This is a genomic window from Metapseudomonas phytobenefica (assembly GCF_043392685.1).
GTDB lineage: Bacteria > Pseudomonadota > Gammaproteobacteria > Pseudomonadales > Pseudomonadaceae > Metapseudomonas.
Genome location: NZ_JBHZGM010000005.1, coordinates 151541 through 168790 on the forward strand (window position 1 = coordinate 151541; position 17250 = coordinate 168790).

Genomic DNA, 17250 nt, shown 5'->3' on the forward strand with positions numbered 1-17250 from the left:
GTTGGGTTTCGCAAGCTCGCGGAGCGCCGCCCGCCCCAACCTGTATCCACAGAACAGTGAAATCCCCTGTTAGTATCTGGCGCCTGATCCGCAATGGATGGCGCCCGATATCACCATGACCTTCCGCATTCTCCTGCTCCTTGGCGCCCTCAGCGCTTTCGGCCCGATGGCCATCGACTTCTACCTGCCCAGCTTCCCCGCCCTGGCGAAGGCGTTCGTCACCGATGTGGAGCATGTGCAGCTGACCCTTGCGTCCTACTTCATCGGCCTGGCGTTCGGTCAGCTGATCTATGGCCCGCTGGCGGACCGTTTCGGCCGCCGCCCGCCGCTGCTGTTGGGCGTGACCATCTTCACCCTGGCGTCGGTGGCCTGTGCCCTGGCGCCCAGCCTTGAATGGCTGATCGGTGCACGCTTCGTCCAGGCGCTGGGCGGTTGCGCCGGGATGGTGGTGTCGCGGGCGGTGGTGCGCGACCTCTGCGACCCGATCGCGTCGGCCAAGGCGTTCTCGCAACTGATGCTGGTGATGGGGCTGGCGCCGATCCTGGCACCGCTGGGCGGTGGCCTGCTGCTGGAACTGTTCGGCTGGCAATCGATCTTCTGGGGGCTGACCCTGTTCAGCGTGCTGGTGCTGCTGGGCCTTGCCGCCTGGCTGCCGGAAACCCTGTCCAACGACATGCCGCGTGCGCCCTTGAATGGTGCCCTCGGGCAGTACCGGCGGTTGTTCGGCGACCGGCATTTCCTCGCCTATGGCATGACCGGCGGCTTCGCCATCGCCGGAATGTTCGCCTACATCGCCGGCTCGCCCTTCGTCTTCATCCAGCTCTATGGCGTGCCGCCGGAACATTACGGCTGGCTGTTCGGCTCCAACGCGGCGGGCTTCATCCTCGTCGCGCAGGTGAACGCCTTCCTGCTGCGCCATCGTGGGCCGGCCTTCTGGATGCGGCGGGTGGTCGGGTTCTACCTGGCGTGCGCGCTGGCATTGCTGGCGGTGTCCAGCCTGCATACCGAGGCACTGTGGCCGCTGCTGCTGCCTTTGTTCGGCTGCATCGCCAGCCTGGGTTGCATCCTGCCCAATGCCTCGGCCTGCGCCATGGCCGGCCAGGGCCAGAACGCTGGCAGCGCCTCCGCGTTGATGGGCTGTCTGCAGTTTGCCGTGGCGGCGGGGGCCGCCGCGCTGGTGGGGGGGCTGCACGATGGCAGCGCCATGCCCCTGGCCCTGGTCATCAGCCTGTGCGGCTGCGCGGCAGTGGCCTGCTCGCTGGTGACAAGGCGCCTCGACCGCAGCGGCCCGGCGCCCCTGGGCTGACTCGCCTGGCGTCTAGCCCGGTTCCCCGCTGCCTGATTGGCCTTCGGCCGCGCGCCGGCCGAGGCTGTCCAGCAACGCCTGGTATCGGCTTTCGCTCTGGCGAAGCGCGTCCCGCGCGGACTTCAGGGCGCTGAAGTCGATGTCCACGCAGTACAGCTCCAGCTGGTTGTGCAGGTTGCGCAGCAGCAGGTGGCTGGAGAACACCGTCACCGGGCTGCCGTCACGGCGTTGCAGGGTCAGCTCGCTGGCGGGGATCGCCGTGCCGCCGATCAGCCAGTTGTTGATGTCGGCAATCACCTGGTCGCGCATGGCTGGCGGGACGATCAGTTCTTCCAGGCGGCGGCCCATGGCCTGATCCACCGAGTAGCCGTAGAGCTGCTCGCTGGCGCGGTTCCAGTAGATCACCCGACGCTGGCGGTCGTAGCCCTGCACGGCGATGCGCGGGGTCTGCTCGAACAGCTGGCGAAAGCGCAGTTCGCTGGCGCGCAAGGCTTCTTCGTCGCGTTTCTGGGCGCTGATGTCCTGCACCGTGCCGAAGGCGCGGCCGTCGGGCTGGGCTTCACCGCGTAGGGCCAGCCAGACCGGTGGTTGGTCGCTGGGCCGGTTCAGGCGGGCGTTTACCGTCAATGCGGCGCCATGAAGAATCAGCGATTCCAGCGCGCGCTGCACGGCGTTGCGGTCGGCGGGGTGAATGCAATTGAGCAGGCCGTCGACGCTGTCTTCGCCTCCGCTGCCGAGGATGCGCTGGGCGCCGGGGCTCCAGGAGAAACCGCGGTCGTATTCCCAGTTGCCGAGGGTGGCGTCGCGCTGGGCCTGCTCCAGTTGCAGGCTGGTACGCCGCAGCCCCTGGCGCAAGCGCTCGCGCCCCATGCGGTGGCGGCGTTCGAGGAAGAAGATCAGCACGGCGCTGAGCAGGATGAGTCCGAAGGTGCCGAGCGGCCCGGTTCCCCAGGCCAGCAGCCAGGCGCCTGCGCATGACAGGTAGAGGCCCGCGAGAATGGCGGGCCGGGCGAGGGTGGGATGCATCCTGAACCCCGGTGGAGAAGAGTCGATGCGGTGCGGCCGACCGCTGGCAAAACCAGGAAAATTCTAATCTCTTCGCACTCGCGTACCAGACCGTTCGCCCGCGCATCTGCTCGCCGGTCAGGGGCCGTCGTACCGGGAAATGCTTTTTCCAGCCAGCGCTGCTGTTCGAGGCTGTCCGGGTCTTGCGCATCCGGGCGGGATGGGCCCCTGTCCGGTTATTTCGCAGACAGGAAAAATCGGCTAGAAAGCGAAGGCCTTTCAATGGAGATTTGAAAATGCTGCGCCTCGACGATCTCGCCCTGTTTGTCAGCACCGCCGACCACGGCAGCCTCTCGGCCGCTGCCCGCAAGCGCGACGTCTCGCCCGCCGTGGCCAGCGCCGCGCTCAAGCGCCTGGAGCAGCAGCTCGACACCCGCCTGTTCGTGCGCTCCACCCGCAGCCTGCGCCTGACCCCGGAAGGCGAGCAGTTCCTGGCCCATGCGCGAAGCGCCCTGGAGAGCCTCACCGAGGGGCAGCGGCAACTGGCCGGTGGCCGCGAGGACATCGCCGGCATGCTGCAGCTTTCCGCCCCGTCGGATTTCGGCCGCAATGTGCTGTTGCCCTGGCTCGACGATTTCCAGCGCGAGCATCCGCGCCTGGGCATTCGTCTGCACCTCAGCGACAGCGTCGCCGACCTGTTCCGCCAGGCGGTGGACATCGCCATCCGCTACGGCGAACCGGAAGACTCCAGTCTGGTGGCGCTGCCCCTGGTGCCCGGCAACCGCCGCGTGCTCTGTGCCGCGCCGGCTTATCTGGAGCGCCACGGTCGTCCGCACCGCCTCGAAGAGCTCAGCGGCCACAACTGCCTGCTTTATCAGCTGGGAGGTCGTGTCCACGACCGCTGGACCGTCAGCGATGGCCGGCGCGAGCAGGTGGTGACGGTGACCGGCAACCGCGTCTGCGACGATGCCGATGTGGTGCGGCGCTGGGCGCTTTCGGGGCAGGGAATCATCTACAAGTCCTGGCTGGATGTGGCCGATGACGTCCGCGCCGGACGCCTGGAGCTGGTGCTGCCGCAGTACCTCGGCCAAGCCACGCCACTGAACCTGATCTGCGCCCACCGCGCCCAGCTCAGCAAGCCGGTGCGCCTGCTCCGCGAGTTCGTCCAGGCGCGCTGTGCCAGGCTGCTCGTCGGCGCGCCCTGGAGTTGAGTGCCGGGCGCGGCAAGATTGGCGTCTGAACGTCGAATTGCGCGTAACCCAGGTTCCGCTATCGTCTGGACAAGCCGTGGCCGCATTGAGGTTCCCGTGGCTGACCCGATCTCGACCTGTCTGATCCCAGCCGGGCCCGCGCCCGGCCCCAGTCGTTGGAGACTCGACTGATGCCTCGCTTGCGCGAGCCTGGAAGCTTCCTGCCAACCCTGCTGCTGGTGTTCTCCGGCTACCTGCTGCTGGCCGGGGGGGGCCGTCTGGCTGTCGCGCCAGCCCGGTAGCATCGCCACCCTCTGGTACGCCAACGCCTTCGCCGTGGCGCTGCTCTGGGACCAGCCCCAGCGCCGCTGGCCGCCCTTGCTGGCGGCGGCGATGCTGGCCGACGTGCTGGCCAACCTGACCTTTGGCGGTTCCCTTGCCGCAGCGGTCGGCTTCGTCCTGCCGAACCTGCTGGAGATCACGCTTGCGGCCGCCCTGCTGCGGGTCAGCGGCGCCGCATTACGGATGAACGAAAGTCCGGGCGCCTTCCTCCAGTTCATCTTCTTCGGCGCCCTGCTGCCGCCGCTGGCCAGTGCCAGCCTGGGGGCGAGCATCCTCGCCTGGCAGGGCACGGGCTCCTTCGAGCGTGGCTGGATGTATTGGGTCGAGGGCGCCATGCTCGGCGCCGTTTCGGTGCTGCCCCTGGCCGTGTGGATACGCCAGCGGGGCTTGTGGGAAATCCTCGGCGAGCGGCGCCGGCGCGAACTGCTGCTGTATGGCGGCGTGGTGCTACTGGGCACCCCTTTCGTCTTGTTGCTGTTGCCGTTCCCCTTCGTCTACCTGTCCTTGCCGCTGATGATCGCGGCAGTCCGCCTGACCTTCGCCAGCACCGCACTGCTGGTGGCGCTGACCTCGGTGAGCGGTGGGCTGATCATCGCCCTCGGCCTGCTCGAAACGCTGGAGCTGGAGAAGGGCTGGCACGACCTGCTGGTCTACCTGCCGCTGCTGCTGTCGTTACTGCCGGCCCTGCTGCTGGCCTCGTCGGTGGAGCAACTGCGCAAGCGTCGCCGCGAACTGGCGGCCAGTGAAACGCGCTTTCGCGATGCCATGGATCACTCTGCCATCGGCATGGCCCTGGTGGGGCTGGATGGCCGCTGGCAACGGGTCAACCACGCGCTCTGCGAAATGCTTGGGTATGAAGAAACAGAACTCCTGGCGCTGAACTTCCGGGACGTCACCCTCCCGGACGACCTTGCCGGTGATCTGGAACTGGTGCAGGACGTCATCGCCGGTCGCCGCCAGAGCTTTCGCCTGGAGAAGCGCTACCGGCACAAGGGCGGGCGGGAAATCTGGGGCCTGCTGGCGGTGTCGCTGGTGCGCGACCACGATGGGGAACCGCTGTACTTCATCGCCCAGATCGAAGACATCGATCGTCGCAAGCGTGCCGAAGAGCGTGAAGCGGCACTGGCTCGGCGTTACTCGCTGGCCACCGAGGCCAGCGGCGTTGGCGTCTGGGAATGGGACCTGGTCAGCGACCGCCTGCTCTGGGATGAGGGCATGTACCGCCTGTATGGTCGTGCGGCGGGGGACGAACTCTATTACGCCGACTGGCGCGCCCACCTGCACCCGGATGACGCCACCCGTGCCGAGCGCGAAGTGCTGGCGGCCCGGGATGGCAGCCGGCGCCTGGACATCGAGTTCCGGATCCGCCGCGGCGACGGCAGCCAGCGCGTGTTCAAGGGCCACGCCCACCTGATCCGCGATGCCCAGGGTCGGCCCTTGCGCATGGTCGGCACCAACTGGGACGTCAGCGAACTGCGCCAGCTCGCCGAGCGCCTGCGCGACGAGCGTGAGCGCCTGCAGGTGACCCTCGATGCCATCGGTGACGCAGTCATCACCACCGACCTGGATGGCCGGGTCAGCTTCCTCAACCCGGTGGCCGAACGCCTCAGTGGCTGGTGCAGCGACGAGGCCCGGGGCCTGCCCATCGAACAGGTGCTGCTGCTGGAGGGCGAAGATGGCCGCCTGCTGCCCAATCCGGTGCGCGACTGCCTGGAACAGGGCAGCGCCGCCAGCCTCCAGGGCCTGGCATCGTTACACCACCCGGCCGGCGGCCTGATCGCGTTGCGTGGCCAGGCTGCGCCCATGCGTGCGGGCGATGGAACCCTGCTGGGCAGCGTGCTGGTGCTCACCGATGTCAGCGAAGCCAGGGCCATGCAGAAGCACCTGCGCTATGCCGCCACCCATGACGCCCTGACCGGCCTGCTCAACCGCTCGGCCTTCGAGGACGCCCTGGCCGAAAGCTGCCGCGACGTACTGCAGAACGACGGCAACAGCGTGCTCTGTTTCATCGACCTGGACCGCTTCAAGCAGGTCAACGACAGCGCCGGCCACGCTGCCGGGGATGAGATGCTGCGCCAGCTCGCCAGGCTGATGCAGGCCCAGGTGCGCGCCGGCGACCAGCTTGCGCGGCTGGGTGGCGACGAGTTCGCGCTGATCCTGCGCAGTTGCCCGCTGCCCCAGGCGGAACAACTGGCGGCGCGGCTCATCCAGCAGATCCAGGGCCTGACGCTGACCTGGGAAGGGCAGGAATTCCGCGTCGGTGCCAGCGTCGGCATCGCCTGCATCCACAGCGCTAACGCGCAGCCTGCAGAGCTTCTGAAACAGGCTGATACAGCTTGCTACCGGGCCAAACACGCAGGTCGGGGTCAATTCGCTGTCGAACATCGCTGAGACCGTTGGGCGCCCTCGAATGACAGTCATCGGGGCCTGACCTAGGCTCCATTGTCATGGCGCTGAATGAGAACGCCTTGCAATGTCTTGTGCATTTCAATGTATCAATCGAGGTCAATACCATGCGTAAGCTCATCCTACTTTCCCTGGCCCTTGTCAGCCCGCTGACCTTCGCCAAGACCGAATGCACCAGCGCCGACAAGGCAACCTGGCAAGACCAGACCAAGTTCCAGGACGATCTCAAGGCCCAGGGTTACGACATCAAGAAGTTCAAGGTCACCGAAGGCAACTGCTACGAGATCTATGGCTGGGACAAGGACAAGCGCAAGGTCGAGATCTACTTCAACCCGGTAGACGGCAAGGTGGTCAAGCAGGAGATCGAGGACTAAACCGTGAGCGCCGAGACCGTTCGCCTCTGGGACCCGGTGGTGCGGATCGGCCACTGGTCCCTGGTGGCCGCCTTCATCGGTGACTACTTCCTCAACGAGGCGGGTGACGGCTGGCACCGCTGGCTTGGCTATTACGCCGTGGCGGTGGTGCTGGTGCGCCTGGTCTGGGGCTTCGTCGGCCCCGGGCCTGCGCGCTGGGCGGACTTCTGGCCGCAACCGGCGCGCCTGGCGGCCCACGCCAGGGCGCTGCTGACAGGTGGCCACATGCACCGCATGGGCCACTCGCCCTTGGGCGGCCTGGTGATGATCCTCATGCTGCTGCTGATGGCCGGCCTGGGCGTCACCGGCTTCCTGATGGAAGAAGTCGACTACTTCTGGGGCGAGGACCTGCCCCGGGATATCCACGTCTTCATGGCCGACAGCCTGTTCTGGCTGGCCTGCCTGCATGTTGCCGCCTCGGTAGTGGAAAGCCTGCGCATGCGCGAGAACCTGCCCTGGTCGATGGTGACGGGGCGGCGCAAGGCGATGCACGATTAAGGGCCGCATCGCGGCCCTTTTCATCGGTATTTTCTGGGTCGCACCGATCTGTGGGAGCGAACTTGTTCGCGAATGAATTCGCACACAGGGCTATCCGTCTTTCCTTGACTCCCGGGTCAAGTTAGAATGCGCGCCGTCGCCGGCCAGGGGGCCGCGACATGGGTTCCCTCACCCCATCGGCAAAAAGGATGCACATCACCATGCCCGCAGCTTCTCCCACGGTCTGGCGCCCGGCGCTGACCGGCCTGATCGCCTTCCACATCCTGATCATCATCGCCAGCAACTACCTGGTGCAGCTGCCGATCACCCTGTTCGGCTGGCACACCACCTGGGGCGCGTTCAGTTTTCCCTTCATCTTCCTGGCCACCGACCTCACCGTTCGCCTGATGGGCAAGCAGGCTGCGCGCCGGGTCATCGCGCGGGTCATGGTCCCGGCGCTGCTGGCCTCCTATGTGGTCTCGGTGCTGTTCCAGGAGGCGGCCTTCCGGGGCTTCGCCGCCCTTGGCGAATTCAACCTCTTCGTCGCCCGCATCTCCCTGGCCAGTTTCCTCGCCTACGTGCTGGGCCAGGTGCTGGATATCCAGGTCTTCGACCGCCTGCGGAAAATGCGCCAGTGGTGGATCGCCCCGGCGGCCTCGACCATCGCCGGTAACCTGCTGGACACCTTCGCCTTCTTCTCCGTGGCCTTCTGGCGCAGCGACAACCCCTTCATGGCGGCGAACTGGGTGGAAATCGCCACCGTGGACTACGGCGTCAAGCTGGCCATCAGCCTGGTGCTCTTCGTGCCGCTCTACGGCGTGCTGCTGGGCGGCATCCTGCGGTTGCTGACGCCGCGCGCGGCACCTTCGTCGTAGGAAACGCCCGATCCCGTAGGGGCGCCATGCGCACCAGCGGTTCGACAGGGTGTCGAAGCCGGCACACGTAGCGCACCCGAATTCAGCGGCTGCCTTATTTGATCAGCCGCGCATCCAGACTGTTCTGCGCGAGGCGTCTGGCCTGGTCTTCGGTCATGCCCAGGTGCTCGTGCAGGGCAGCGAAGTTCTCCGTGACATAGCCGCCGAAGTACGCCGGATCGTCGGAGTTCACCGTGACCTTCACGCCGCGCTCCAGCATCTCGAGGATGTTGTGCTGGCGCATGTGTTCGAACACGCAGAGCTTGATGTTGGACAGCGGGCAGACGGTGAGTGGAATCTGCTCGTCGATGATGCGCTGCATCAGCCGTTCGTCCTCGATGGCGCGCACACCGTGATCGATACGCTCGATCTTGAGCAGGTCCAGGGCTTCCCAGATGTATTCCGGCGGGCCTTCCTCGCCGGCATGGGCGACGGTGAGGAAGCCCTCGGCACGGGCGCGGTCGAACACCCGCTGGAACTTGCTCGGCGGATGGCCTTTTTCCGAACTGTCCAGGCCGACGGCGATGAAGGCGTCGCGAAAGGGCAGGGCCTGGTCGAGGGTTTTCTGCGCCTCTTCTTCGGGCAGGTGACGCAGGAAGCTGAGGATCAGTCCGGAGCTGATGCCCAGTTGCTCGCGGCCATCTTCCAGGGCCTGGCGGATGCCGGAGAGCACCACTTCGAAGGGAATGCCGCGATCGGTGTGGGTCTGCGGGTCGAAGAAGGGCTCGGTGTGGATCACGTTCTGCGCCTTGCAGCGCTCCAGGTAGGCCCAGGTCAGGTCGTAGAAGTCCTGCTCGGTGCGCAGTACGTCAGCACCGGCGTAGTAGAGGTCGAGGAATTCCTGCAGGTTGTTGAAGGCGTACGCCTTGCGCAGGGTTTCCACATCGGCCCATGGCAGCGCCACCTTGTTGCGTTCGGCCAGGGCGAACAGCAATTCGGGTTCCAGCGAACCCTCCAGGTGCAGGTGCAGCTCGGCCTTGGGCAGGGCATTCAGCCATTCGTGCATGGTGGGGGTCTCTTCTTCGGGCGGTATGGCGGAAAGTTTACCTGCTGTTCGGGCGGATTCATTCGCCACGCACGGGCGCACGCCATTTGACTGGTTCTGCTGGTTTTTTGATCAGTCTTGCGCAAGGCTCGCCAGCGCTGGGCTGCGGCGGATATTCCCAAGCCTATCCACAATCTTTTCCCCGCTGGACGTGGACAACGGCTGGCCTGCCAAGCGCTTGCTGCACTGTATGGGGGCGTGGAGGAATGCACCGCAAATCAGATGCTTATCTATGGTGCAGGGGATAAGCCGGGTACCGGGCAAAAAGTGAACAATTCTCGCCAAGCCGCGCCGCTGCGGCGTTCCAGGCAAGAACCCACGAGTTATCCACAGCGGGTTCCACAGAAAATGTGGGTGGTATTCAGAGCCGCTTTATTTGCAGCCGGCCCCGGCTGATGTCCCGCAGCAGCTGCTCCAGCCCGGCGATCCGGACTTCGGGGAGCGCCAGCACCAGCTCCGCGCCTTCGGCATCGAAGGCTTCACTTTCCACCAGTGCCTCGAACTCGCCCAGGCGCGCCTTGAGCAGGGGCAGTTCGGCGAAGCCGGGGTGGCAGCTGATGCGGCTGCGGGCCACCAGCTCCACACGCTCGCCACCTTGCAGGCATTTGGCGGCGCTGCCGCCGTAGGCGCGGGCGAGGCCGCCGGTGCCGAGCTGGATGCCGCCGTAATAGCGGATCACCAGCACCGCCACCTGGTCGCAGTCCTGGCCTTCGATCGCCGCGAGGATCGGGCGGCCGGCGGTGCCGCCGGGTTCGCCGTCGTCACTGAAACGGTACTGGTTGCCCAGCTTCCAGGCCCAGCAGTTGTGCGAGGCGCCAGGCTCCGACCGGCGTGCGATGAACGCCTGCGCTTCTTCGACGCTGGCCACCTGCGCGGCATGGGCGATGAAGCGGCTCTTCTTGATCTCTTCGCGGTACTCGGCGGGAGCGGACAGGGTGAATGGCATCAGGTAGTCGCGGGGGGAGTCAGGCCGCAGCCCTTGAGGATGATCTGGATGAGGTTCTGCGTGGCCGCTTCGAAATCGTCCCTGGTCAGCCGTTTGCGGCCGGTGACGCGGCAGATCTGGTTGTTGAAGTCGGCGTAGTGCTGGGTGCTGCTCCAGAGCAGGAAGATCAGGTTAACCGGGTCTACCGGGTCCATCTTGCCGGCGGCGATCCAGGCTTCGAACACCGCGGCGCGTCCCTTGAACCAGGCGCGGTAGTCCTGACCGAAGTGGGCTTCCAGGCAACTGCCGCCACTGATGATTTCCATGGCGAAGATCTTCGAGGCCAGCGGGTGGCGGCGGGAGAACTCCATCTTGGCGCGGATGTAGCGGGCCAGCGCCTCGGCCGGGTCGTCTTCGGCGGTGAGGGTGTTGAAGGCGCTGTCCCAGAGTTCCAGGTGGTTGCTCAGTACGGCGATGTACAGGCCCAGCTTGTTGCTGAAGTAGTAGTGCAGGTTGGCCTTGGGCAGCCCGGCGCGCAGGGCGATGGTATTCATGCTGGTGCCCTTGAAACCGTGGCGGGCGAACTCCTCCTCCGCGGCGGCGAGGATCAGCTCTTCGTTTTTCTGACGAATGCGGCCGGCGGGCTTGGCGGCAGAGTTCGGGCTGTGGGCGGGCACCAGTGAGGTCATGGGCTTCCTGATTCTTGTCGGACTTGGCGACTGCACTGATAACCCACTGCCTGCGCCGTTACAAGCTGAGAGGCGAGAAAATCCGATGTACCGGTCAGCTTTTTCTGCAGCCAGGGTGGATGGCGCTTTGCACATCCACCAACCGGGTTGGGTCAATCGACGATGGTGGATCGATGAAGCGTGATCCATCCAGGACCCGGCTCCTCAACTGGTTGCGGCCAGTGCTTCCAGAAAACTCTCCAGCACCAGGTGTGGCCGGCGGCCCTTGCGGGTTACCGAAGAGAGCGACAGGTCGTAGAAGCGCGTCGCCGGTTTCAGCGCCCGCAGCCGCCCTTGATGTACCCAGAAGCTCGCGTAGTGATCCGGCAGGTAGCCGATGTAGCGGCCAGTGAGGATGAGGAAGGCCATGCCCTCGCGGTCCGAGGCGCTGGCCGTGCTGTTGAGCACCTGATAGTGCGCCTGGATGTCCGCCGGCAGGCGGAAGGTGGGGGCGATGGCGTCCTGCTGGTTCAGGCGCTCGTCGCGAAGTTGCGCATCGTCCACGTAGAACAGCGGATGACCCACGGCGCAGTAGAGCAGCGAGCGTTCGCTGTACAGGGGCTGGTATTCCAGTCCGGAGAGGGCGGCGGCCTGCGGTACCACGCCGACGTGCAGGCGGCCATCGAGCACGCCCTGTTCCACCTCGCTGGGCGGCGTCATGCGGATGTTGATCTGCACGTCTGGGCCGCGCTCTTTCAGGCGCGACAGCGCATGGGTGATGCGCATGTGCGGCAATGTCACCAGGTTGTCGGTGAGGCCGATGTTCAACTCGCCACGCAGGTGCTGGTGCAGGCCGTTGACCTCGGTGCGGAAGGTTTCCAGCGCCGCCAGCAGCTGCATGGACGACTGGTACACCTCGCGGCCTTCCTCGGTCAGGGCGAATCCGGCACGGCCGCGCTGGCACAGGCGCAGGCCAAGGCGTTGTTCCAGGTCGCTCATCTGCTGGCTGATGGCCGAACGGCCGATGCCCAGCACGCTCTCGGCTGCGGAGAAACCGCCGCATTCCACCACGCTGCGGAAGATGCGCAGCAGGCGGATATCGAAATCGCTTACTTGCGCCAGCGGCTCGGGACGGCGGGTACTCATGGTTTAGCGGCCTCTAACCTAAAGATTTGAAAAGTTGAATTTTCGTGACTTTATGCCCGTGGCAATGTCGGCAGCAAGCAGCCCGTCGTTCCCCAGAACAAGACACTTTCGAGGCCAGACATGAACATGCCGCAGAACGCCCAGCTCTCCCTCGCCAGCCAGCTCAAGCTGGATGCCCACTGGATGCCTTTTTCCGCCAACCGCAACTTCCAGCGCGACCCGCGCCTGATCGTGGCCGCCGAAGGCAGCTGGCTGATCGACGACCAGGGTCGCCGCGTGTACGACAGCCTCTCCGGCCTATGGACCTGCGGCGCCGGCCACTCGCGCAAGGAAATCCAGGAAGCCGTGGCCAAGCAGCTCGGCACCCTCGACTACTCCCCGGCCTTCCAGTACGGCCATCCGCTGTCCTTCCAGCTGGCCGAGAAGATCGCCAGCCTGACCCCCGGTGAACTGAACCACGTGTTCTTCACCGGCTCCGGCTCCGAGTGCGCCGACACCTCCATCAAGATGGCCCGCGCCTACTGGCGCCTGAAAGGCCAGCCGCAGAAGACCAAGCTGATCGGCCGCGCCCGTGGCTACCACGGTGTGAACGTCGCCGGCACCGCGCTGGGCGGCATCGGCGGCAACCGCAAGATGTTCGGCCAGCTGATGGACGTCGACCACCTGCCGCACACCCTGCAACCGGGCCTGGCCTTCACCAAGGGCATGGCGGCAACCGGCGGCGTGGAACTGGCCAACGAACTGCTGAAGCTGATCGAACTGCACGACGCCTCCAACATCGCCGCCGTGATCGTCGAGCCGATGTCCGGTTCCGCTGGCGTGATCGTGCCGCCGGCCGGCTACCTGCAGCGTCTGCGCGAAATCTGCGACCAGCACAACATCCTGCTGATCTTCGACGAAGTGATCACCGCCTTCGGCCGCATGGGCAAGATGACCGGCGCCGAGTACTTCGGCGTGACCCCGGACCTGATGAACGTGGCCAAGCAGGTCACCAACGGTGCAATCCCCATGGGCGCGGTGATCGCCAGCCGCGAGATCTACCAGACCTTCATGAACCAGGCGACGCCCGAGTACGCGGTCGAATTCACCCACGGTTACACCTACTCCGCGCACCCGGTTGCCTGCGCCGCTGGCCTGGCCGCCCTGGACCTGCTGGAGAAGGAAAACCTGGTGCAGCAATCCGCCGAACTGGCACCGCACTTCGAGAAGGCCATCCACGGCCTGAAGGGCGCCAAGCACGTCATCGACATCCGCAACTGCGGCCTGGCCGGTGCACTGCAGATCGCCCCGCGTGACGGCGACGCCATCGTCCGCCCGTTCGAGGCCGGCATGGCCCTGTGGAAGGCTGGCTTCTACGTGCGCTTCGGTGGCGACACCCTGCAGTTCGGCCCGACCTTCAACGCCAAGCCGGAAGAACTCGACCGCCTGTTCGACGCCGTCGGCCAGGCCCTGCAGGGCGTGAACTGATGAGTCAGCGCCCGCAAGCCGTACCCACCGTACAGGTGGACAACGACGAGGTGATCGTCACCGAGTGGCGCTTCGCCCCCGGTGCCGAAACCGGCAGGCACTGCCACGGTTACGACTATGTGGTGGTGCCCATGACCAACGGCACCCTGCTGCTGGAAACCCCGGAGGGCGACAAGCACGCCCCCCTGGTGGCCGGCCAGAGCTACTTCCGCAAGGCTGGCGTCGAGCACAACGTGATCAACGCCAGCGACCACGAAGTGGTCTTCGTCGAAACCGAAATCAAATGATTTTCCCCTCTCCCTTCAGGGAGAGGGCCGGGGAGGGGGCAACGCTCTTCCCCCGGAGTGACCAGACAAAAGCCCTACAAGAGATCCCACCCATGAGCCTCATCCCGCACCTGATCAACGGCGAACGCATCGACGACCAAGGTCGCACCGCGGACGTGTTCAACCCGTCCACCGGCGAAGCCCACCGCAAGGTCGGCCTGGCCAGCCGCGCCACCATCCAGCAGGCCATCGACGCCGCCAAGGCCGCTTTCCCGGCCTGGCGCAACACCCCGCCGGCCAAGCGCGCCCAGGTGCTGTTCCGCTTCAAGCAACTACTGGAAGCCAACGAGGCGGTGATTGCCAAGCTGATCGCCGAAGAGCATGGCAAGACCCTGGAAGACGCCGCTGGCGAGCTCAAGCGCGGTATCGAGAACGTCGAGTACGCCTGCGCTGCCCCGGAAATCCTCAAGGGTGAGTACACCCGCAATGTCGGCCCGAACATCGACGCCTGGAGCGACTTCCAGCCGCTGGGCGTGGTCGCCGGCATCACCCCGTTCAACTTCCCGGCCATGGTGCCGCTGTGGATGTACCCGCTGGCCATCGCCTGCGGCAACACCTTCATCCTCAAGCCGTCCGAGCGCGACCCGAGCTCCACCCTGCTGATCGCCGAGCTGTTCCACCAGGCCGGCCTGCCCAAGGGTGTGCTGAACGTGGTCAACGGCGACAAGGAAGCGGTGGACGCGCTGATTGAAGCGCCCGAAGTCAAAGCCATCAGCTTCGTCGGCTCGACCCCGATCGCCGAGTACATCTATGCCGAAGGCAGCAAGCGCGGCAAGCGCGTGCAGGCCCTGGGCGGCGCGAAGAACCACGCTGTGCTGATGCCCGACGCCGACCTCGACAACGCCGTCAGCGCGCTGATGGGCGCCGCCTACGGTTCCTGCGGCGAGCGCTGCATGGCCATCTCCGTGGCCGTGTGCGTGGGCGACCAGATCGCCGACGCCCTGGTGGAGAAGATCGTGCCGCAGATCCAGGGCCTGAAGATCGGCGCCGGCACCTGTACCGGCCTGGACATGGGCCCGCTGGTCACCGCCGCCGCCCGCGACAAGGTGGTCGGCTACATCGACGACGGTGTGGCCGCTGGCGCCAAGCTGGTGGTGGACGGCCGCGGCTACCGCGTCGCCGGCCATGAAGACGGCTACTTCGTCGGCGGCACCCTGTTCGACAACGTCACCGCCGACATGCGCATCTACCGCGAGGAAATCTTCGGCCCGGTGCTCTGCATCGTCCGCGTTGGCAGCCTGGAAGAAGCCATGCAGCTGATCAACGAGCACGAATATGGCAACGGCACCTGCATCTTCACCCGCGACGGTGAAGCCGCCCGCCTGTTCTGCGACGAGATCGAAGTGGGCATGGTCGGCGTCAACGTGCCGCTGCCGGTGCCGGTGGCCTACCACAGCTTCGGCGGCTGGAAGCGCTCGCTGTTCGGCGACCTGCACGCCTACGGCCCGGACGGCGTGCGCTTCTACACCCGCCGCAAGGCCATCACCCAGCGCTGGCCGCAGCGCGCCAGCCACGAGGCGGCGCAGTTCGCCTTTCCCAGCAACGGCTGAGTGATGTGTTGAACGAAAAAGCCCCGGCAAATGCCGGGGCTTTTTGTTTGATGGGTTTCGCAAGCTCTACCCATCATCCCCAACCCTGCGCGACTACCGGTTCAACCTTCGCGTATCGAACGCATCGCGGGCCTGGAAGGCGGTGTAGGTCATCTGTGCGGCCAGCAGGCCGGCGAGGCCGAAGGTGCGGGTCAGGCCAAATCGGCTGAAGCCGGCGGGAATCGGTGCAGCGTTGGCGATGGCATCGGCCAGCACTTCGCCCGCCACCGTGGTCGGCGCCATGCCGTGGCCACCGAAACCGACCGCGTGCCAGATGCCGTCGGCGTCCTTCCCGATCTGCGCCATCTGGTGGCGGCCATAGCTCATCAATCCTCCCCAGGAGTACTGGATTTCCACATCTTCCAGTTGCGGATAGACCGAGACGAGGTCGGCCTTGAGCAGCCGGGCGATGGCTTCAGGATTGCGGTCGAGGATGGAGATGCGGCCGCCCCAGAGAATCCGGCTGTCCCGCAGCGGCCGGTAATAGTCGAAGGCGAAGCGGGTGTCGTAGACCGCCGACTCGCAGTCGATGGCTTCTGCCAGGCGCGCGCCCAAAGGCTCGGTGGCGACCACATAGGTGGCGATGGGCAGCACCGCGCGCTCGACCGGGCGGTGGAGGCCGCGTGCATAGCCGCCGCCGGAGAACACCACGTGCTCGGCGTGCACCTCGCCGCCTTCGGTCCTGACCAGGTATTTGCCGGCGCGTTTTTCGATGGCCAGGGCCGGAGAGCGTTCGTGGAGGCGGACGCCCAGGCCGGCCAGCGTGCGGGCGATGCCACAGACGTACTTGAGCGGATGGAAGTGGAAGGCGTTGCGCTCCAGCAGGCCGCCGAAGTAGCGCCCGGTCCTGAGCATTTCCTTCAGTTCGCCGGGCGGGATGTATTCCCAGTCCACCCCGTAGGCCTGCTTCATCAGCTGGCGCGGGGTTTCCAGGCGCGCGGGGTCGTTGAACCAGTTGGCGAGGATCACACCCCTGTCCACCAGATCGCAGTCGATGCCGTAGTGGCGGCTGCGGTGCCGGATCAGCTCGACCGCATCGAGGGTGAGCTGATACAGGCGGCGCGCTTCCTCGGCGCCCAGGGTGGCCAGCAGATCGGCGTTGCCCAGGCTGTAGCCGCCGAAGACGAAGCCGCCATTACGTCCCGAGGCGCCGTGGCCGACCTCATGGGACTCCAGCACCACCACGTCGGTGATGCCACGTTCGGCCAGCCCCAGGGCGGTGGACAGTCCGGCCAGCCCGCCACCGAGGATGCATACCTGGGCGTCGGTGCGGCCCGAGCGCGCCGGGTAGGCGGTCCGCTCGACCGTGGCTTCGTAGTAGGTCTTGGCGAAGTGGGGGCTCATCAGTCGTTCCTGTGCTGGCGTCCTGTTTCTCGTTGAACGACTGTTTAGCTTGGCGGGACGATGGAGGACAACTGAAAAATCCTCCGCATGTCAGTCCTGGCAGGAATGTTCAATTGCAGGAGCGAGCTTGCTCGCGAACCGGTTGGCGCATTCGCCGGCGAGCTGGCCCACTGCGCCCAATAAAAAACCGGCGCAGGCCGGTTTTTTCGCTGAGCATGCAGTTCACACCTTGCGCACGAATTCCGACTTCAGCTTCATCGCGCCAATGCCGTCGATCTTGCAGTCGATGTCGTGGTCGCCGTCCACCAGGCGGATGTTCTTCACTTTGGTGCCGACCTTCACCACCAGGGACGAGCCCTTGACCTTGAGGTCCTTGATCACGGTGATGGTGTCGCCGTCCTGCAGGACGTTGCCGACCGAATCCTTGATCACCTTGTCTTCGCTGGTGGCTTCGGCAGCGGCGTCAGCGGACCATTCATGGGCACACTCGGGGCAGACCAGCATCGCGCCGTCTTCGTAGGTGTATTCGGAATTGCATTTGGGGCAGGGGGGCAGGGTGCTCACGGAGGACCTCGGTTTCGGTATCACGAAAAACCACGAATTATATAAGGTTTTGTCACGGCTTTGCCCGTTTCTGCGTTTTCGTATGTCAGATATATCGGATGCTTTACCGACTTGAGCCTGTCC

16 protein-coding genes are annotated in these 17250 nt (G+C 65.7%); 9 read left to right on the forward strand and 7 right to left on the reverse strand.

All coding sequences use genetic code 11. The features are described from left to right. The first annotated feature begins 115 nt into the window (after positions 1–115). Positions 116–1306, forward strand: a complete 1191-nt coding sequence (locus ACFW0B_RS06745) for a multidrug effflux MFS transporter (RefSeq protein WP_449147162.1) — start codon at positions 116–118, stop codon at positions 1304–1306. A gap of 12 nt (positions 1307–1318) precedes the next feature. Here ACFW0B_RS06745 and ACFW0B_RS06750 read toward each other — a convergent pair whose 3' ends face one another. Next, the gene (locus ACFW0B_RS06750) at positions 1319–2332 is read right to left on the reverse strand and encodes a PAS domain-containing protein (protein ID WP_449147163.1); all 1014 of its coding nucleotides are present in this window, start codon (positions 2330–2332) and stop codon (positions 1319–1321) included. A gap of 275 nt (positions 2333–2607) precedes the next feature. Here ACFW0B_RS06750 and ACFW0B_RS06755 point away from each other — a divergent pair, with 275 nt between their 5' ends. From ACFW0B_RS06755 to ACFW0B_RS06775, 5 genes are all read left to right on the forward strand, one after another. Then, positions 2608–3522 carry a LysR family transcriptional regulator gene (locus ACFW0B_RS06755; RefSeq protein ID WP_449147164.1) on the forward strand — a complete coding sequence of 305 codons (915 nt, stop codon included), beginning with the start codon at positions 2608–2610 and terminating at the stop codon, positions 3520–3522. A 315-nt stretch (positions 3523–3837) separates the two neighbouring features. Then, complete coding sequence (locus tag ACFW0B_RS06760) at positions 3838–6234, forward strand: PAS domain S-box protein (RefSeq protein ID WP_449147165.1); 2397 nt, start codon at positions 3838–3840, stop codon at positions 6232–6234. 122 nt (positions 6235–6356) lie between these two features. Then, positions 6357–6623, forward strand: a complete 267-nt coding sequence (locus ACFW0B_RS06765; protein WP_449147166.1) for a PepSY domain-containing protein — start codon at positions 6357–6359, stop codon at positions 6621–6623. 3 nt (positions 6624–6626) lie between these two features. Beyond that, on the forward strand, positions 6627–7160 hold the full coding sequence (locus tag ACFW0B_RS06770) for a cytochrome b/b6 domain-containing protein (protein ID WP_449147167.1): 534 nt from the start codon (positions 6627–6629) through the stop codon (positions 7158–7160). 200 nt (positions 7161–7360) lie between these two features. After that, on the forward strand, positions 7361–8014 hold the full coding sequence (locus ACFW0B_RS06775) for a 7-cyano-7-deazaguanine/7-aminomethyl-7-deazaguanine transporter (protein ID WP_449147168.1): 654 nt from the start codon (positions 7361–7363) through the stop codon (positions 8012–8014). Between the two features lie 94 nt (positions 8015–8108). Here ACFW0B_RS06775 and ACFW0B_RS06780 read toward each other — a convergent pair whose 3' ends face one another. From ACFW0B_RS06780 to ACFW0B_RS06795, 4 genes are all read right to left on the reverse strand, one after another. Next, a complete protein-coding gene (locus tag ACFW0B_RS06780) occupies positions 8109–9059 on the reverse strand; it encodes an adenosine deaminase (RefSeq protein WP_449147169.1) in 951 nt (316 codons plus the stop codon). A gap of 400 nt (positions 9060–9459) precedes the next feature. Continuing rightward, positions 9460–10044 (reverse strand): IMPACT family protein, encoded by a 585-nt coding sequence (locus ACFW0B_RS06785; protein WP_449147170.1) that lies wholly within the window; start codon positions 10042–10044, stop codon positions 9460–9462. Continuing rightward, positions 10044–10712, reverse strand: coding sequence for a TetR/AcrR family transcriptional regulator (locus tag ACFW0B_RS06790; protein ID WP_449147171.1), 669 nt, complete (start codon positions 10710–10712; stop codon positions 10044–10046). Before ACFW0B_RS06790 ends, ACFW0B_RS06785 begins: the two co-directional genes overlap by 1 nt. 204 nt (positions 10713–10916) lie before the next feature. Further along, positions 10917–11837, reverse strand: coding sequence for a LysR family transcriptional regulator (locus ACFW0B_RS06795; RefSeq protein WP_449147172.1), 921 nt, complete (start codon positions 11835–11837; stop codon positions 10917–10919). Positions 11838–11957: 120 nt separating this feature from the next. Here ACFW0B_RS06795 and aptA point away from each other — a divergent pair, with 120 nt between their 5' ends. The 3 genes from aptA to ACFW0B_RS06810 all read left to right on the forward strand — a co-directional run bounded on the left by aptA (position 11958) and on the right by ACFW0B_RS06810 (position 15180). Further along, complete coding sequence (gene aptA / locus ACFW0B_RS06800; protein ID WP_449147173.1) at positions 11958–13304, forward strand: omega-aminotransferase AptA; 1347 nt, start codon at positions 11958–11960, stop codon at positions 13302–13304. Then, on the forward strand, positions 13304–13591 hold the full coding sequence (locus ACFW0B_RS06805; protein ID WP_375741240.1) for a cupin domain-containing protein: 288 nt from the start codon (positions 13304–13306) through the stop codon (positions 13589–13591). Before aptA ends, ACFW0B_RS06805 begins: the two co-directional genes overlap by 1 nt. A gap of 92 nt (positions 13592–13683) precedes the next feature. Beyond that, the gene (locus ACFW0B_RS06810) at positions 13684–15180 is read left to right on the forward strand and encodes a CoA-acylating methylmalonate-semialdehyde dehydrogenase (protein WP_449147174.1); all 1497 of its coding nucleotides are present in this window, start codon (positions 13684–13686) and stop codon (positions 15178–15180) included. Positions 15181–15273: 93 nt separating this feature from the next. Here ACFW0B_RS06810 and ACFW0B_RS06815 read toward each other — a convergent pair whose 3' ends face one another. After that, the gene (locus ACFW0B_RS06815; protein ID WP_449147175.1) at positions 15274–16563 is read right to left on the reverse strand and encodes an NAD(P)/FAD-dependent oxidoreductase; all 1290 of its coding nucleotides are present in this window, start codon (positions 16561–16563) and stop codon (positions 15274–15276) included. Positions 16564–16785: 222 nt separating this feature from the next. After that, a complete protein-coding gene (locus tag ACFW0B_RS06820; RefSeq protein ID WP_449147176.1) occupies positions 16786–17127 on the reverse strand; it encodes a zinc ribbon domain-containing protein YjdM in 342 nt (113 codons plus the stop codon). Positions 17128–17250 lie beyond the last annotated feature (123 nt).

What these genes read in the sequence shown, in the direction of transcription:
- ACFW0B_RS06755 (WP_449147164.1), top strand. Translation starts at nt 2,608, where the DNA reads ATGCTGCGCCTCGACGATCTCGCCCTGTTTGTCAGCACCGCCGACCAC.
- ACFW0B_RS06810 (WP_449147174.1), top strand. Translation starts at nt 13,684, where the DNA reads ATGAGCCTCATCCCGCACCTGATCAACGGCGAACGCATCGACGACCAA.
- ACFW0B_RS06765 (WP_449147166.1), top strand. Translation starts at nt 6,357, where the DNA reads ATGCGTAAGCTCATCCTACTTTCCCTGGCCCTTGTCAGCCCGCTGACC.
- ACFW0B_RS06780 (WP_449147169.1), bottom strand. Translation starts at nt 9,059, where the DNA reads ATGCACGAATGGCTGAATGCCCTGCCCAAGGCCGAGCTGCACCTGCAC.
- ACFW0B_RS06775 (WP_449147168.1), top strand. Translation starts at nt 7,361, where the DNA reads ATGCCCGCAGCTTCTCCCACGGTCTGGCGCCCGGCGCTGACCGGCCTG.
- ACFW0B_RS06790 (WP_449147171.1), bottom strand. Translation starts at nt 10,712, where the DNA reads ATGACCTCACTGGTGCCCGCCCACAGCCCGAACTCTGCCGCCAAGCCC.
- ACFW0B_RS06745 (WP_449147162.1), top strand. Translation starts at nt 116, where the DNA reads ATGACCTTCCGCATTCTCCTGCTCCTTGGCGCCCTCAGCGCTTTCGGC.
- ACFW0B_RS06815 (WP_449147175.1), bottom strand. Translation starts at nt 16,563, where the DNA reads ATGAGCCCCCACTTCGCCAAGACCTACTACGAAGCCACGGTCGAGCGG.
- aptA (WP_449147173.1), top strand. Translation starts at nt 11,958, where the DNA reads ATGAACATGCCGCAGAACGCCCAGCTCTCCCTCGCCAGCCAGCTCAAG.
- ACFW0B_RS06805 (WP_375741240.1), top strand. Translation starts at nt 13,304, where the DNA reads ATGAGTCAGCGCCCGCAAGCCGTACCCACCGTACAGGTGGACAACGAC.
- ACFW0B_RS06750 (WP_449147163.1), bottom strand. Translation starts at nt 2,332, where the DNA reads ATGCATCCCACCCTCGCCCGGCCCGCCATTCTCGCGGGCCTCTACCTG.
- ACFW0B_RS06785 (WP_449147170.1), bottom strand. Translation starts at nt 10,044, where the DNA reads ATGCCATTCACCCTGTCCGCTCCCGCCGAGTACCGCGAAGAGATCAAG.
- ACFW0B_RS06795 (WP_449147172.1), bottom strand. Translation starts at nt 11,837, where the DNA reads ATGAGTACCCGCCGTCCCGAGCCGCTGGCGCAAGTAAGCGATTTCGAT.